This is a genomic window from Clostridia bacterium, assembly GCA_017554615.1.
GTDB lineage: Bacteria > Bacillota > Clostridia > UMGS1840 > HGM11507 > SIG450.
The window spans coordinates 43,024-60,027 of sequence record JAFZHY010000002.1; the positions used below are offsets into that span (position 1 = coordinate 43,024).

The 17,004-nt window shown below is 32.5% G+C and carries 14 protein-coding genes, 1 riboswitch and 1 other annotated feature; of the genes, 4 read left to right on the forward strand and 10 right to left on the reverse strand.

Annotation, left to right across the window (positions count from 1 at the left end; genetic code table 11):
- The first annotated feature begins 1 nt into the window (after position 1).
- The gene (gene yfcE / locus IKZ35_00290) at positions 2-544 is read left to right on the forward strand and encodes a phosphodiesterase (protein MBR4892404.1); all 543 of its coding nucleotides are present in this window, start codon (positions 2-4) and stop codon (positions 542-544) included.
- Between the two features lie 9 nt (positions 545-553).
- Entirely contained in the window at positions 554-2,017 is a 1,464-nt protein-coding gene (locus IKZ35_00295; GenBank protein MBR4892405.1) for a 4Fe-4S dicluster domain-containing protein, read from the forward strand.
- 47 nt (positions 2,018-2,064) lie between these two features.
- Here IKZ35_00295 and IKZ35_00300 read toward each other — a convergent pair whose 3' ends face one another.
- Complete coding sequence (locus tag IKZ35_00300; protein MBR4892406.1) at positions 2,065-3,594, reverse strand: alanine:cation symporter family protein; 1,530 nt, start codon at positions 3,592-3,594, stop codon at positions 2,065-2,067.
- Between the two features lie 124 nt (positions 3,595-3,718).
- Positions 3,719-3,827: riboswitch (glycine riboswitch) on the reverse strand.
- Positions 3,828-3,978: 151 nt separating this feature from the next.
- Positions 3,979-5,457 carry a stage IV sporulation protein A gene (gene spoIVA / locus IKZ35_00305; protein ID MBR4892407.1) on the reverse strand — a complete coding sequence of 493 codons (1,479 nt, stop codon included), beginning with the start codon at positions 5,455-5,457 and terminating at the stop codon, positions 3,979-3,981.
- A gap of 162 nt (positions 5,458-5,619) precedes the next feature.
- Between spoIVA and IKZ35_00310 the strand changes: the two genes are divergently transcribed.
- Positions 5,620-6,387 carry a glucosamine-6-phosphate deaminase gene (locus tag IKZ35_00310; GenBank protein ID MBR4892408.1) on the forward strand — a complete coding sequence of 256 codons (768 nt, stop codon included), beginning with the start codon at positions 5,620-5,622 and terminating at the stop codon, positions 6,385-6,387.
- 112 nt (positions 6,388-6,499) lie between these two features.
- On the opposite strand, the gene rplT is transcribed toward IKZ35_00310, so the two are convergent.
- From rplT to IKZ35_00345, 7 genes are all read right to left on the reverse strand, one after another.
- Positions 6,500-6,853, reverse strand: coding sequence for a 50S ribosomal protein L20 (gene rplT / locus IKZ35_00315; GenBank protein ID MBR4892409.1), 354 nt, complete (start codon positions 6,851-6,853; stop codon positions 6,500-6,502).
- A 29-nt stretch (positions 6,854-6,882) separates the two neighbouring features.
- Positions 6,883-7,080 carry a 50S ribosomal protein L35 gene (gene rpmI, locus IKZ35_00320; GenBank protein ID MBR4892410.1) on the reverse strand — a complete coding sequence of 66 codons (198 nt, stop codon included), beginning with the start codon at positions 7,078-7,080 and terminating at the stop codon, positions 6,883-6,885.
- 50 nt (positions 7,081-7,130) lie between these two features.
- Positions 7,131-7,643: a translation initiation factor IF-3 gene (infC, locus tag IKZ35_00325; GenBank protein ID MBR4892411.1), complete on the reverse strand. Its 513-nt coding sequence runs from the start codon at positions 7,641-7,643 to the stop codon at positions 7,131-7,133.
- Positions 7,644-7,697: 54 nt separating this feature from the next.
- Positions 7,698-7,811 (reverse strand) — a sequence feature (ribosomal protein L20 leader region).
- A 46-nt stretch (positions 7,812-7,857) separates the two neighbouring features.
- Positions 7,858-8,361, reverse strand: coding sequence for a hypothetical protein (locus IKZ35_00330; GenBank protein ID MBR4892412.1), 504 nt, complete (start codon positions 8,359-8,361; stop codon positions 7,858-7,860).
- 92 nt (positions 8,362-8,453) lie between these two features.
- Complete coding sequence (gene csaB, locus IKZ35_00335; GenBank protein ID MBR4892413.1) at positions 8,454-9,560, reverse strand: polysaccharide pyruvyl transferase CsaB; 1,107 nt, start codon at positions 9,558-9,560, stop codon at positions 8,454-8,456.
- A 27-nt stretch (positions 9,561-9,587) separates the two neighbouring features.
- Positions 9,588-11,633, reverse strand: coding sequence for a hypothetical protein (locus IKZ35_00340; GenBank protein MBR4892414.1), 2,046 nt, complete (start codon positions 11,631-11,633; stop codon positions 9,588-9,590).
- A 15-nt stretch (positions 11,634-11,648) separates the two neighbouring features.
- Positions 11,649-13,157 carry a hypothetical protein gene (locus tag IKZ35_00345; GenBank protein MBR4892415.1) on the reverse strand — a complete coding sequence of 503 codons (1,509 nt, stop codon included), beginning with the start codon at positions 13,155-13,157 and terminating at the stop codon, positions 11,649-11,651.
- A gap of 159 nt (positions 13,158-13,316) precedes the next feature.
- Between IKZ35_00345 and IKZ35_00350 the strand changes: the two genes are divergently transcribed.
- Positions 13,317-16,007 carry a phosphodiester glycosidase family protein gene (locus IKZ35_00350; GenBank protein MBR4892416.1) on the forward strand — a complete coding sequence of 897 codons (2,691 nt, stop codon included), beginning with the start codon at positions 13,317-13,319 and terminating at the stop codon, positions 16,005-16,007.
- A gap of 69 nt (positions 16,008-16,076) precedes the next feature.
- Here the strand turns inward: IKZ35_00350 and IKZ35_00355 are convergent, their stop codons facing one another.
- A complete protein-coding gene (locus IKZ35_00355; GenBank protein ID MBR4892417.1) occupies positions 16,077-16,802 on the reverse strand; it encodes a hypothetical protein in 726 nt (241 codons plus the stop codon).
- Positions 16,803-17,004 lie beyond the last annotated feature (202 nt).

Here is a 17,004-nt window from a genome sequence, read left to right on the forward strand (position 1 = left end):
AATGAAACTTCTTATCGCATCAGATATACACGGATCTTTATATTATTCAAACGAACTTAAAAAGGCAATAGATAATGAAAACCCTGATAAGATAATTCTCTTAGGCGATTTACTCTATCACGGGCCAAGGAATAATCTTCCTTGTGATTATCAGCCAAAAGAGGTTATAAATTTTCTTAACACTTATAAAGAAAAAATCTTGTGTGCAAGAGGTAACTGCGATACAGAAGTTGACCAGATGGTGCTTAATTTTCCCATAATGTCTGACTATCTGGTTTTAATGGTTGATGGAATTTGTTTTTATTTTTCTCACGGTCATAAATATAATATTGATAACCCTCTCCCTCTGTCTGAAGGAGATATATTTATAAGCGGTCATACTCATATTCCAAGTTGTAAAGAGAAAGACGGAGTTTTGTATTTAAATCCCGGAAGTATATCCATTCCAAAGGAAAATACGCCTCACTCATATTTAATATATGAAAACAAAATGTTTACATGGAAGAATATGGACGGCGAAACATATATGAACCAAGAAATTTAGGAGGTAATTATGAATTTTTTTGATACAGATGTTCAGGAACTTAAGTATAATGTGTTAAAAGAAGTGGCAAAATTAGCCTACAATGATGATTTAACGCCCCAGAAGTTACTTGACATTGCTGAAATAATTGTTCCCGACGGGGAAGCAAAAATGCGTTGCTGCATTTATAAAGAAAGAGCAATAGTTAACGAAAGAGTTAAACTTGCTTTAGGTGGAGACAGAACTACAACAAATATGGTTGAAGTATTAAAAATTGCCTGTGATGAATGTCCTATCGACGGAATTCAGATCACTCCGTCTTGCAGAGGATGTATTGCTCACCGTTGTCAGAATGCCTGTCCTAAAGATGCTATAAGAATAGTTGACAGAAAAGCAGTTATAGATAAATCAAAATGTATAGAATGCGGAAAATGCCTTGCTGCATGTCCTTATTCTGCTATTGTAAAAAATGTTCGACCATGCGTAAAAGCATGTGTGCCAAAGGCTATATCTATAAACAAAGAAAACCATAAGGCGATTATAAGCGAAGAAAAATGTATTTCCTGCGGTGCGTGTGTTTACCAGTGTCCGTTTGGTGCTATTGTGGATAAATCATTTATAACAGATGCAATAAAGATTTTAAGAGATTCAGAAAATAACACTAAATATAAAGTTTATGCAGTTATTGCCCCATCTCTTGCAAGTCAGTATTCTTCTATTAACGAAATTACTATGGGTAAGGTTATCTCTGCTATTAAAGAGTTAGGCTTCCACGCTGTTGTAGAGGCGGCACAAGGCGCAGATGTTACTGCTTTTCTTGAAGCAAAGGAACTTTCAGAAAAAGGCTTTTTAACTTCTTCCTGTTGCCCTGCTTTTGTAGGATATATTGAAAAACATTTCCCTAAATTAAAAGAAAATGTTTCACATAATTTATCCCCTATGGCTCAGATTTCAAAAATTATAAAGGAAAATGACCCTGACGCCAAAACTGTATTTATAGGCCCTTGTATTTCCAAAAAAGGCGAAACAAGAAAAGAAAGTGTTGCTCCATATGTTGATTGCACCATCACTTTTGAAGAAATGCAGGCAATGTTTGATGCAAAAAATATTGATATAGCATCACTTAACGAAACATCTCTTGAAACATCTTCTTACTTCGGAAGAATATTTGCACACTGCGGAGGGCTTTCTGAAGCAGTTAATCAGGCTCTTAAAGAGCATGGCATCAAAGAAGAAGATTTCAAATGCGAACCTGTATCATGTAACGGTATCAATGACTGTAAGACAGTACTTTTAAAAGCATCAAAAGGTTTGCTTAAAGAAAACTTTATTGAGGGAATGATTTGTAATGGTGGATGTATAGGCGGTCCTGCTTGTTTATCTCACAGCGCAAAAGATTATAACCTTGTTAAACAATACGGTATGGAAGCAAAAGATAAAACTATTTCTACTTCAATATCTGCTCTTAACAGTAAAGATTTAGATAATATGTAAAATCAAATTAAAAAAGACGGTGTATAAACACCGTCCTTTTTTTACTTTTACATATTTTTTAATTTTTCTTCCTGTTCTTTCTGGATATCAGAAAATGCAGAAATCATAGGCTTAATATCTTTTCCTTTAAATCTTCTGTCGATATAGTTATCGGTAATCTTTTTAACAAGACCTGATAATACTATAACACCTATTAAGTTAGGAACCATCATAAGACCGTTGAATGTGTCTGAAATATCCCATGCTAAAGATGAAGTTAAAAGTGCACCACATAGCATTGTTAAAAGATGAAGAACTTTATAAGCCTTAACAGATTTTGTTCCAAATAAGTATTCCCATGCTTTAGAACCGTAGTGGTCCCAACCTAAAACAGTAGTGAAGGCAAAAAGCAATATTGCAATAGCAATAAATCTTTCTCCCCAGATACCGAAAATTCCTGAAAATGCTTTTGCAACTAAAGTTGCATCTGTTGCACCTTCTGCTACTAATGCACCTGTATTTAAGTCAATAACACCTGATGTTAAAATTACAAGAGCAGTCATAGTACATACTATCATAGTATCTGCAAAAACCTCAAAAATACCCCAGATACCCTGTTTAACAGGTTCTATAACATTGGAATTAGAGTGAACCATAACAGATGAACCTAAACCTGCTTCATTAGAGAATACCCCTCTTTTACAACCGTATGTAACTATATCTTTAACAACAATACCTGTAGCACCACCAAGCGCAGCAGGAACTGTAAATGCATATTTAAATATAGATATAAACGCGGCACCTATATTGGAAATATTAACTAAAATAACAGTAAGTGAACCTAAAATAAAAAGAACGACCATTACAGGCACAACTTTTTCTGCAAAGTTAGCAATTCTTTTTAGTCCTCCAAGAATTATAAGACCTGCAATAATAAATAATACAATACCTATAACAAGATGATACATAGAAATTGTATCATAAAGAATATTTGAAGATAAAGAAGGAATATCAAAAGCAGAAACAATATTAACAACTATTTTGTTAATCTGCCCCATTGAGCCTATACCGAATGATGCAAGGATACAGAATATTGAAAATAAAACAGCAAGAATTTTACCGATTTCTTTGCATCCTTTTTTGCTTCCTAACCCATCCTGAAGAAAATACATTGCTCCGCCTGACCATTCTCCGTCAATATTTTTTCTTCTGTAAAAAATACCTAATACATTTTCAGAATAGTTTGTCATCATCCCAAAAAATGCTGCAACCCACATCCAGAACACAGCCCCTGGACCACCACCAACAATAGCAGCGGCAACCCCTGCGATATTACCTACGCCGATAGTTGCGGCAAGTGCTGTACATAAGGCCTGAAACTGAGAAATTGATTTACCCTTTACATGACCTGAAACGTCTTTTTTAAATAAACTTCCCAATGTTTCTGACATCCAATGACCAATTTTTGTTACCTGAAAAACTTTGGTAACAAGTGTCATCAGTATCCCTGTTGCAAGAAGAAGATATAATCCCTTCCCCCATACAAAACTGTTAATGGAATCATTAAATTCCGTTAAACTACTTAAAAAATTACCCATTTTTTTCTCCTTCTGCTAAGATTAAAGTTAAATTAAACGATAACCCTTCCAGAGTTTATTAAACTACAATAAAAAATGGGGAGTTTACACACAGAAAACTCCCCGTAAAATAAAGCAATTTAATACTTCTTTCTCCGTCCTTTTGCCTGAGAGATTAACTTACAAATGTAAGTTTTGCACCTTCGGCATCCTCTTTTCTTAATTTAAGAATGGACTTCTCCGGAGCGCTATCCGTTTGCAGTCTTTACCATATAAAGCACCTGAGAGCGTTACTCCTTCGGCGGGCTGACCCTTTTCCTGCATCCTTCGCTTAGCACATATATTTTTTTAAAAGTATATCATTAAATTTAGCAGTTGTCAACCTTTAATAAACATTTTAAATTATTAAAGAATTATACAAATAAGCCCACCTGAGCCTTCGTTTATAATCTTCTGCAGAGTTTCCTGCATTTTTACCTGAGCGTCTTCAGGCATTTTAGAAAGTTTATTATGCAGTCCTTCATTAACAAGTTCGTGTAAAGATTTACCAAAAATATTTGACGACCATATAGATTTAGGGTCTGCTTCAAATTCTTTTAAAAGATAATGTACAAGTTCTTCTGATTGTTTTTCTGTTCCTACAATCGGAGAAACCTCTGTTTCAATATCTGCTTTTATCATATGGATTGACGGTGCAGATGCTTTTAATCTTACACCGAATTTATTACCCTGTTTTACAATCTCAGGCTCTTCCAATGTAAGTTCGTCTATTGACGGAGATACTATTCCGTATCCTTTACGGTTAACATCTGCCATTGCATAACTGAATTTGTCATATTCTTTTTTCATTTTTGAAAGTTCGGTTAACACTGTTAATAAATCTTTATCATTCTCAATACTAAGTTCAGTATTTTCGCTTAGTATCTTATAGAATAATTCGTCTTTTAAATCAAGTTTTATAAGTACTGTTCCCTCGCCCAGATTACAGTCTGAAATACCCGTATATTTTACAAAATCATAATTTTTAAGTAAATCTATAATACTTCTTATATCATTGACTTTATAAGCATCCTTTATAACTTCCTTAATTGAACGGCAAATTTCGCTCTTTAGCCAGTTTGTAGGCGCAAGTGAAGATAGCCAGTCAGGAGTGTCAAACCACACTTCTTTAACAGGAAACTCATTAAGAACTGCGCCTATAATATCCAAAAGTTCATTTTTTGTTATATTAAGGCAGTTTATTGCCATTACAGGAACCGAATATTTCCTTGAAAGTTCTTCTTTTAGCATTATACTTTCAGGCGAAGTCGGGTTAACGCAGTTTAAAAGCACAACAAACGGTTTGCCTATTTGTTTAAGTTCGCCGATTACTCTTTCTTCTGCTTCAACATAGTCTTCACGCTCAATTTCTGATACTGACCCGTCAGTTGTTATAACAAGTCCTATGGTTGAATGGTCGCATATAACCTTTTTTGTTCCAAGTTCTGCCGCCTTTATAAAAGGTATAGGCTCAGGATACCACGGTGTATTAACCATTCTTGGCTCTTCATTTTCAATATGACCTAATGCAGAATCAACCACATATCCTACACAGTCAATCATTCTTACATTAAAATTAACATTATCTTGTGTTTTGATTTTAATTGCCTCGTTTGGAATAAATTTAGGCTCGGTGGTCATAATCGTCTTCCCTTTTGCACTCTGAGGAAGTTCGTCCTTTGCCCTTTCCTTTTTAAATTCGTTGGAAATATTAGGTATAACAAGTTGGTCCATAAAGTTTTTTATAAAAGTTGATTTACCTGTTCTTACAGGACCTACAACACCTATGTAAATATCTCCCTGCGTTCTTTTTGCCACATCTTCTAACACATTATACTGTTCCATATATATCCTCCCTAATTTGTAAATTATGTACAGGTTAATATATATATATTAGAAATATTTGTATTTTATTACTTTTTAAAAAAAGCCTTAATTCTCTTATATTTTAGTTTGACAAAACGTGCCATTAGTGGTATCATTGTGTATAGAAAAAAATTTATATTTATGGAGGAAGACAAAATGTTAGCAAAAACAAGTTTTAAAGTAAACACATTCCCTACAAGAAAAGAAATGGGTTTAGCAGCTGCTGAAGACTGTAAAGCAAAAATTATTGCTCTTTTAAAAGAAAAAGAAGAAATCAATATGATTTTTGCTGCTGCTCCATCTCAGAACGAATTTTTAGAAAGTTTATTAGCATGTGAAGAAATTGATTTCACAAGAATCAATGCTTTCCATATGGACGAATATATCGGATTACCTGCAGGTGCTCCTCAGGGATTTGGTCAGTTCTTAAAAGACAGACTTTTTGGAAAAGCACCTTTCAAAACTGTTAACTACTTAAACGGTAACGCAGAAGATCCTCAGGCAGAATGTGAAAGATATTCTAAATTATTAAGAGATAACCCTACTGATATCGTTTGCTTAGGTATCGGTGAAAACGGACACATCGCTTTCAACGACCCTCACGTTGCATTCTTTAATGACCCTGCAATGGTTAAAATCGTTGAACTTGACAATGTTTGCCGTCAGCAGCAGGTTAATGACGGATGCTTCAACTCTATTGACGAAGTTCCTACTCACGCATTAACTCTTACTGTTCCAACTCTTAAAAATGTTGACTGCCACATCTGTATCGTTCCTGCTCCTACAAAAGCAGAAGCAGTTAAAAACACAGTTTACGGTGAAATCACAGAAAAATGCCCTGCATCTATTATGAGATTATCAAAAGATGTTAACATCTATCTTGATGCTGACAGTTCAAGTTTATTATAAGATTATACTAAATCTTACATATTAAAAAAGTTTGGAGAAATCCAAACTTTTTTTGTGCAAAAAAAAGAGTTTATCAGGTATTTTTTACCTAATAAACTCTTTTAAACTTTAATTATAAACTTGCTTTTGCTTTTTCAACTAATTCTGTAAACGCTTTAGCGTCAGAAACAGCGATTTCAGCTAACATTTTTCTGTTAAGAGTAATGTCTGCTTTTTTAAGACCGTTCATAAATCTTGAATAACTGATACCGTTCATTCTTGCAGCGGCATTGATTCTTGCTATCCATAATTTTCTGAAATCTCTCTTCTTCTGTTTTCTTCCGATGTAAGAGTAAACTAATGATTTCATAACAGCCTGGTTGGCAGTTCTATATAGTTTACTTTTAGCACCTCTATAACCTTTAGCTAATTTTAAAATCTTTTTATGTCTTTTTCTGGTGTTCATAGCACCTTTAACTCTAGCCATTGACTTTTACCTCCAATCACTTCTTAATCTTATTTGTAAGGAATTAACTTTTTGATAACTGCTTCATTTGCAGGACATGCATAAGAAATTTTTCTTAAAGCTCTTTTTCTTTTTGTGGTTTTCTTAGTTAAAATGTGTCTTCTGAAAGCACTTGTTTTTTTAACTTTACCGGATTTTGTTAAGCTGAATCTTTTTGCAGCTCCTCTATGAGTTTTAATTTTTCCCATTTTAATTCGCTCCTCTCGGTTTTATAATATATTCTTTTAAAATTTTTAGCTTATGCTTTTGGGCCTAAATAAGCCGCCATATTTCTGCCTTCCATTTTAGGTTGCTTTTCTACAACACAACTATCGGTAGCCCCTTCAATAAATCTTTCCAAAAGTTTCAAGCCAAGTTCAGTATGCGCCATTTCTCTTCCTCTGAATTTAACAGAAACCTTAACTTTATTTCCTGATTTAAGGAATTTAACTGCCTGATTAAGTTTAGTATTAAAATCGTGAGTATCAATAGACATTGAAAGCCTTACTTCTTTAACACTTATAACTTTTTGGTTTTTCTTAGATTCTTTTTCTTTCTTCGCTTGTTCAAATCTGTATTTGCCATAGTCCATAATTCTGCATACAGGCGGTTCTGCCTGTGGGGCAATCATAACCAAGTCAAGATTTTTGCCACTTGCAACTTCTAAGGCTTCTTTTGATGACATAATACCAAGCTGCGAACCATCTGAATCTATAACCCTGATTTCGGCATTTTTAATAGATTCGTTGATTTGTAATTCCTTGCTACTAATAGGAAAGCACCTCCATAAAATTAAAATATCAGCATAATCTGAATTCTTTGTGAATTACACAAAAAATGACGAGCAGAAATATTCCGCTCGTCAAAATAATCAAAGTCATCTAAACCTTAAACACGCATTTGCTTTAAGGTGAGAAGCGGAAAACTTCTTCTTGCTACCAGAAAATGATATCATATATAAATTAAAATGTCAACACTTTTTTTATTTATTTTTTGTTAGGTTTTGATGCGTTGGCAATATGTAGACCTAATACAAGACCTGTAACAACTGTTGCAACAACCTGAACTACTAAATGCACCTGCCATAAAAGACCACATCTTAATACAGGAACTGCGATATACATAATAACACCAATTATGCTTATAACTACAGGAGTAATAGCAGCAATATATGTTTTTCTCTGGAAAATGTATAACGCTAAAGCAAGAATTGCAAGTAAGCACTGAAGATTAGGTAATAAAATAATATTATTCATTAACATATCATAATCAGAAGATAATGATTTAGCAGTATCTAAAACCCCAGGATATGTTTCAGGTAACCATTCATATGAAAATAATGAAAGTGTTTCTTTACCGTCTGCTACAGGATTTACGCTTATTGCATCACCCTCAACAACAAAGAAAGGAAGAAAATGCAATGCAACAACTATCACTATCATAAGTATACCGATTGTATTCCATAATGTAGGTGAAAATTTCTTTAACATAATAAAAAACCTCCCAAATAATCTTTATCATATAGTACCATATAAGGTATAAATTGTCAAGTTATTTAACTTAAAAATAAGCAGTTACACACTTATTTTTTTGTACATTTATTGATTAACTCCATCGCATAGTCAGCATTCTCTTTGGCTAATTTTTTTAAAATTTTATTGGTCTTCTTTATCTCTTCTCTTCTTAATTCCCTTTCGGTAATAACCCTTTGTAAAATCTCTTTTGATTTGTCCAAGTCCATTGTTTCAACATTTATCCAGTCTGGCTGGTTTAGAGAATTCATAAATGCACTTATTTTAGGGTCATATACAAAAGCCATTGCAGGAATACCGAGTGTTGTCGCATATATAAGCGAATGAAGCCTCATCCCTATAACAAATTCCGTTTCGGAAAGCACTGAAAACATTTCAGGAACTGTAAGTTCTCTGTTTATAACATATGCCTTATTTTTCATAAGCGAAATAACCTTTTTTGATATTTCAAGGTCAACAGGATACTGCATAGGAACAAAGAGAGGGCTTATATTATATTCTTCTACCATAAAGTCGCATAACTTTGCAACCTTTTCTTCAAAACCTATAATGGCATTTTTCCATTCCCTTAGTGATATAACGCACAAATTGGTCCCCGACGGAACACCTGCCATATTTGTAAAATATTTTCCTGACAGGGAATTGTCTGCGTCAAGAGTAAAAGCAGGGTCGGCAGTAATAACTATTTTAGGTTTTACTACTTTCATATTTCTTAACTCTTCGTCAGATTTATCATCTCTTAGGGTTATAATATCCACCCTGTTAAGAATAAAAGAGGCAAGTTTCCTGTTTAGTTTTTTATTGATAGGGCCGACTCCGTTTGCATAAAGCATAGTTTTTAATTTGCATTTTTGCGCAAGTAAGATAACCAAAAGATAATAAATCAAAGATTTACTGCTTGTAACATCCTGCAAAAGACTTCCCCCACCGAAAAGAAGCATACCTGATTTTTTCATTTCTTTTCGTATTTTTAAGAAACTGTATCTTGAAATTGATTTTACATCATATACTCTGGCAGTTTCTTCAGGTGTTTTTGATAAAACGGTAACATCTATATCTGGCTTTTTTTCTCTTAAAGTAGTAAGTATAGCATATAGCAATGCTTCGTCACCGCTGTTTTTAAATCCGTGATATCCGGATATAACAACATCTGCCATTTTTTCATCCCCAAATTGTTTTTTAGTTTAGTTCTTTTTAAAATATTTTTTTGAAATAACATCAATTACTTTAAACAGAATAATATTTCCTGTATAAACAAATGCCGAAACAATCATACCAACAAATAAACCGTTTAAAGTACGCTCGACTATAACAAAAAAGTCAGTAAATACATGGCAGAAACTGTTGCTTACAGATGTTATAAGAATTGATGCACCCACAGCCAATGCCCAGTTTATAAATTTTACATTGCAATTTTTTACATAGTACGCAAAAAGAACTAAGCAAGGATAACCAATTAAAAACTCCTTGGTTCTTGGACGGGCATAGAAAATTTCGGTTAAGGTAGACCTCATAAGTTTTTCCATAGAACTTATTGAATTTACATTTCCGCTTCTTATGATATAGTAAACCCCTACTGCACCTAAAACACCTGCAAGGATAACCCAGTACACCTTAATATCTGCGTTAAGAACATTTTTAACATCTTTTATTACAGATGTTTTTTCATTCTTTATAAACATAAAGTAGTAAATAACAGCAGTATAAAGAGTAGGAACGATAAGCGAAAGTTTTATGCCTCTGAATATATCGTTATTTATATAATAGTCTATACCAGATAACATTGTTCCCTGTGCTACTGCTCCGATAAGCATTACACTGTACACAAGCGCTATTGATGAAATTGCAAGAAGCAAGGCTGAAAGTTTATCTTTAAACCTTTTTATAAAACTTAGTGTAAGTGTAGAACAAAATGCAGGAAGAATAACCGAATATGCAGTTGGATATAATGCTAAAATCGGTTCGGGTATAACAGTTAATGTACCCAAAAATGCTACTAATGAAAGCACAAGTGCAACTATGGTTAATTTAAAACTTGCACTACCCAAAATCATATTAAATGCTAAAAGCATAAACATAATCATAATAACTAAGCAGACTGCATAATTAAACGGTTTATTGGCATTATAATCTACCTTTTGGGAAGTTAAGTTTACGCTAAAGCCTATATCCTCAATTTTTTCTTTATAAAGTTTTACAGCCTTTAAGGTATTATCTGCACACTCATTATAAGTTACACCTTCAGGCTCGATAAGTGTAACTGTTACAAATCTGATATTTCTGTCAACAGTTGAATTGACAAACTGCTCAACTCGGAATTTATATTTTGTTTCATCTGCCTGTGTTTCATCATATGTTTCATATGAACGAAGAATTTTATTTGAACCGCCCTTTTTCATTACTTCATCATATACATATGAATATCCGTAAAACTTCTGGTTGGAAAGTTGGTTAACATTTTCTGTAACAACTAATGTTAAATCATTATTATTTATAACATCAGCCATTTTTTTATAGTTTTCTTCGTTATTATATTTTTTGTCCATTGATGTATCTTCTTTTAGGTTAAGATACTTAATATCATATTTTTTTATCAGTTTTTCTATTTCATCAATATATTCTGTTTTAACTGCATTTTTTAATTTATGGATAAGTACAATATTAAAACCTTCATTTTTTAAGGCTGCAATTTTTTCTTCGCTATAACCTATCGGATAATCCCATAACTGCTTTCTTCCGTCAAAGAAGACATATATATCAAGGTTGTCGAAACTGCCGATTTTTTTATATTCATCATCGCCATATCTTAGATGCACCTCATTATTAAATCGTTCCTTAATATTTTCCTTTCCGATAAGAACAACATGGCTGTCATAAGAAATATCAGGAAATTCGCTTTTTATCTTTTCGGCAATTTTAACACTCTGCTCGTCGTATTTATGGCAAAGGACATTATATTTAATACAGGTAAGATCCCCTTTTGATACGAAATAGTTAATGTTATCCTCCATAATTGAAAGAGAATTTACACCCATATTCTTTAAATTTAAAACTGTATCATTTAGTTTAGACTCAGTAAGTTTGGTACTTGCTCCGTCATAGTTAAATGAAATAATAACATTATTGTTTTTCTCCTCGGATGTAACCCTTAATGTTATTCCAGGAATAAGAAGAGCAAACATCACAATAAGTAAAACCCATGGTATAAATTTTATAACAAATTTTTTCATATATAATACCCTTTCTTATATTTTTTTCATAAGTTTTTTAAGTATTCCTGTAATATAAAGCCCCAAAAGATAGATAATTGCACACGCAAAAAGAGGGATTACAAAAGTCAATTTCCCGTGCGTAAAATCAGGAAGAAATATATTAAATACAAAGTATGTTAAGATTGCAAAGCAACCTGATATAAAAATTTTTGATAAATCTACAACTAAATCTTTTTTAAAATAAGGGCCGACCACTTTTTTAATACCGAAGGCAATAACAACTGCGTAGCCTATAAGAAGCAGGGATGTTGTAATAGTTATCCATAAAGAAACAGTTGTAAACCCTGAACCTGTAATAGGTGTATCTAAAGCATAAGTTTTAACAGCGATGTTAAAAATCAAGTTTAAAATTATAATCATTACAGTTCCTATAACTGTATGTTTATATTTACCTGCAAGATACATTATTTTATTAAAGAGTTCCTGAGAAACATATCCTAAAATTCCTAAACTGTAAACAAAAAACACAATGGCAACTGCAACAGTGGAATCCGAAGTAAAGGAACCTCTTTCATATACAAGCCTTATAACATCTGTGCCAAAAAGACCAGCAACCATTATAAAAGGAAGGAAAATAGCAGTCATAATAGTTATAATATATCTTAAAAGTTCATTAACATAATCTATATTTCCCTCTTCGTAATTTTTGGATATTGACGGAAATACAACAGTAGACATAGCCACAACAAACACGCTCGATATTGTTACAAAAAGATTTGAAGCATAATTAAAGGTTGCTGCCATTCCCTCGTAGCCTACTACGAATGCTCTGTCAGTATAAAAACATATCTGGAACATCATATTGGAAATAAATATCCAGAGAATTTCAAAGTTTTTATCTTTCTTTATCTGCGATTTTTCTTTAATTGTAAATAATAAGTATTTTTTCTTATAAAAAGACGGAAGCAAAATAAGAATATGAAGAAACCATCCGATAGTTGTTACGATACCTACATTTAAAATAGAAATGCCAGGAATCATAAGCGCAATGATTATAACAGCATTAAAAGGAAGACTCATTACAGAAGTAATAAAGAACACTCTTTCATTCTGTAAAACTCCTGAAATAACATATGCCACAACAACAAACATCAAAGACGGAATCATAACATATGTAAGTTTAACGGCTAAATTAAGATTTGCACCTGATATTTCAGGTAAAACTATATTTACTATCGTAGGAGCAAAAAGAGCCATTAAAGAACATACAACTACAAGGGATAAAACGGTTTTCCTTAAAAAATCTGCTACATATGCTCTTTCTTTGCCCAGATTTTCACTCTTATTGATGTTTTTTATAACCAGTGTAGAAAGGGCTACACCAATACCTGTGAAAATAAGATTTACCAGACCGAAAATCTGGAAATATATATCTGCTTCTACCCCTGTGCCGAAAGTTTTCGCAAATACCATATCACGATAAAAGCCAAGACCTTTTGCAAGAAGTATACCTGCAACAACCATTATATATGCACTGCTCAATTCGATTCATCTCCTATCTTAAGTATAACTGTCAGCATCAAATAAATCTACCTTTAATTATACACTACAATAAATGGTAAGTCAATTTTTTTGTTGAATCATAAGCCCTTGTGTGTTAAAATAAATTAAAGGCTTAAATTTTTTTACAGGAGGATAAAAATGAAGAAAATTTTACTTTTAATTATATGTTTTTTGCTTGTTTTAAACATTAATATTGCTAACGCTTCTACCATATACAGTTACAAGGAAGTTATACCGATATCAGAGAGTATTACGCTTACAAAAGTTAAGGAATTTCGTTCCGACTTTAGTGTAACCTATTCTTATATAAAAGCCGATCTTACTGACAGTAATACATCACTTAAACTGTTAAAATCAGATGATGGAATTGATAAACTTGAAACAGTTTCAAACCTTGCCGGTACTAAGGAAAATATAGTTGCTGCTCTTAACGCTGACTTTTTTTCTTCCTACTCAGGCAACACTGGTTTTTCCCTTGGGATAGAGGTTGAAGACGAAAAACTGCTTACCTCTCCTATCAACCCTCAAACCATGGCGACAGTTTCTTATATTGATAAAGAGTTAAGTATGTCTTACCTTGATTTTCATATAATGGCAGTTGCTCCTAACTGGCAGTATAATGAAATTCGTCATCTTAACAAGCACACCGATTATTATGGCGATATACTTATGTATACAAAAGAATTTAATAACGGTATGTCCCCTGCTCCCGGTGGAGAAGTTTTAGAAGTTTTAGTAGAAGATGGAATTATTAAAGAATTTAGAAGAAATATGCCATCTGTAGAAATTCCCGAAAACGGTTGCGTTCTTGTTGTTTCAGAAGGTGTAAATATGTTCTTTGCCAACAATTTTAATGTTGGCGACGAAATAAGATTTGATTATTATATTACCCCTGATATTCAAAAAGCCGAAGTTGCTTTCGGTGGGGGTGCAATGCTTGTAAAAGACGGAGAGGTTGTAACAGACTGGTCTCACGTTATAGCAGGGCATAACCCAAGAAGTGCAATAGGGGTTGACAAATCGGGAAAAACCCTTTATCTTGTTGCAGTTGACGGGCGTCAGGGTATAAGTTCGGGGATGAGAATGTCCCATCTTGGCTCCCTTATGAAATCGCTTGGCTGTTATAATGCAGTTAATCTTGACGGTGGAGGCTCTACAAATATGGTTGCATCAACCGTATGGAACAAAGATATTCACACAGTAAACTCCCCTACTGAAAACAGAAAGGTTATAAACGCAATAGGTCTTACTTATGATAAACCAACCTTATCTGCAAGTGAAATTTTGGTTAAGGCTGATAAATATGTTACATTTATTGGTCAGCCTGTTAAAATAGAAACTGCTGTGTATGACAAAAATAAAAGGCCTGTGGATGATAAAGTAACACTGTCTTCCCCATACGGTGAATTTAACTCAAATATTTTTACTCCAGACACTGCAGGAGAAGTAAAAATTACTGCAAAAAGCGGAAAATTAAAAGAAAGCTTATCATTATTTGTAGTAGATAAAATTTCAGGTATAGAAACTGATAGTTATATGAAATTAAAAAAGGGCGAAACAAAAGAAATAAACTTCAATGTTTTTGACGAAGATGGAAATTATGTTAAAATAATAAACTTTGAGCCTTTTAATATAACATCATCTGACAGTAATATAATAACAGTTAACGGAAATAAAATTAATGCTTTAAATAACGGAAATGCTATAATTACCATTTCAAAAGACGGTGCTAAAAGTTATATATCCGTTTCAGTTGGAGAAGACTCTAAAACACACACCGATTATTTTGAAAATTTAAGCGGAAAAGTAAAAACTTATCCAAAAGAAGTTTCGGGAGAATTTGAACTTAGTGATGAATTTAAATATTCGTATAACAAGGCAGGAAAACTTAAGTTTGATTTTACTTTGGAAAATGACGAAGCAAAGGCTGTATATTATAATTTAGATACAAAATATAAATTATCCGATTCATTTAAGGAAATATCACTTATGTTTTACACTAAAGAGCCATTTACCCATGAATTAAGGGCACAGTTCTTTGATGAAAATAATGAACTTAAAATTTTATCCTTTGGAAACAAATATGAAACTAACAAGTGGCAGAAGTTAACATTACAAATACCGTCTTCTTATAAAAACCTTACTTTAGACAGTATATATGTTGTATATCTTCCTGAAGATGAAAAGGATAAGGGAGAAATTTATATTGATGACCTTACTTTAGATGTAGCCACTCCCCTTACCCAATACACACCTTATCAGAATATTTATACAAATGCACAGCAAAACATTTCTTCTTCTGATAAGTTCTATATAGGTGCGATAAACTCTAAGGCAGATTCACTTTTATCTAAATATATAAATAACACAGTATATGATTTTATAGGCAGTAAAGACAAAGGTTATATTATTAAAGATACAAATAGTTTTAAAACTTCTGAATTTGAAAATGGTGTTATTATTAATTTAAACACATCAGGCGGAGGAATAAGAAAAACAGATTCTTCCCAATGGGAAAAGTTAGCAGATGTTTTTAACAAAACCAAAAAACAAAACATTTTTATAGTAGCATCCGATTCTTTATTTGGGACTGACGAATTTGAAAATCAGGTTATTGAAGACTTTTTATCAACATCAGATAAAAATGTATTTGTAATAACAGATTCAGACCATAACAGCATTAAGAATATAAAAGGTGTTTATTATCTTACTTTAGGAAATAAAAACAGCAGTAAACTTAATAAAGAATACCTTGATAACTTAAGTTATATTGAATTTAACTTTGACGGTAAAAACACATCCTTTTCATTTAATAAATACTATAAATAATTTGTCTTTTAATTTAAAATGCACAAAAAAAGCACAGCGCCAAAGGCACTGTGCTTTATTTATATATAATTATTTTACTTCTTTGCTTATATCCATCATTAAGAATAAGAATGAAAGATAAGATAAAACTCTTAATCCACAAGCAATAACAGGAAGAAGCATCATATCTAACCCGTAAAGGCTGATACTAAATACTGCGCTACCTGCTAAAACAGCAGCAACAACTAAAATACCAATAATAAATACTAACGGCATTTTTTCTGAAATTGTGCTACGAGCCATAGATTCAAAACCGATGTTTGTAACATCAATAAACACTTTGAAGAATAACGCTCCGGCAATAGCAACAGCAAGTGATGCTAAAAGAATTATGTAGAACATAAACTGGCTTACACCGTGAACATTTTTAGATAGTACAGGAATACCTACTACTAAGATAACAGCAGCAATAAAGAACATAAAAATACTAACTGCCATACCCATTTTAACTACATTAACGCCTGTATCGTCATCACTGCCTTTGGCTACAGTAAGTTTAACGATTACAAGACCTGCAATTTCAAGAATAAGAGGAATATATAACGCATTTTTGATAATTGCGTAAACAACAGTAGAATTATAGAACTCTTTATTGCCCATAATTGTTGCAATTGAGTCAAGTGCAGTAGATCTGAATGTTACTAAAGACATAACTAAAGAAACTGCTGCTAAAATAATTGATAATATAAACAAAGGACTGTTTACAACATTAGGAATAGACTTAAATTTTTTTTCAACATTATTATTGTTTACCATTTAAAACACCTTTCTGTCTTTAAAATTTTTGTTGAACGGCAACGCCTTATGTACTCTTTACAAATATATTTCATACATTTAAAACATATGAAAAATTGTTATAACACACATACGCAAACTGCCTTATTTTGTTAATATTATACAACATATGATAATTTATGTCAATAGAAAAAAGGGGGAATAAATATCTTTTTTCCCCCTT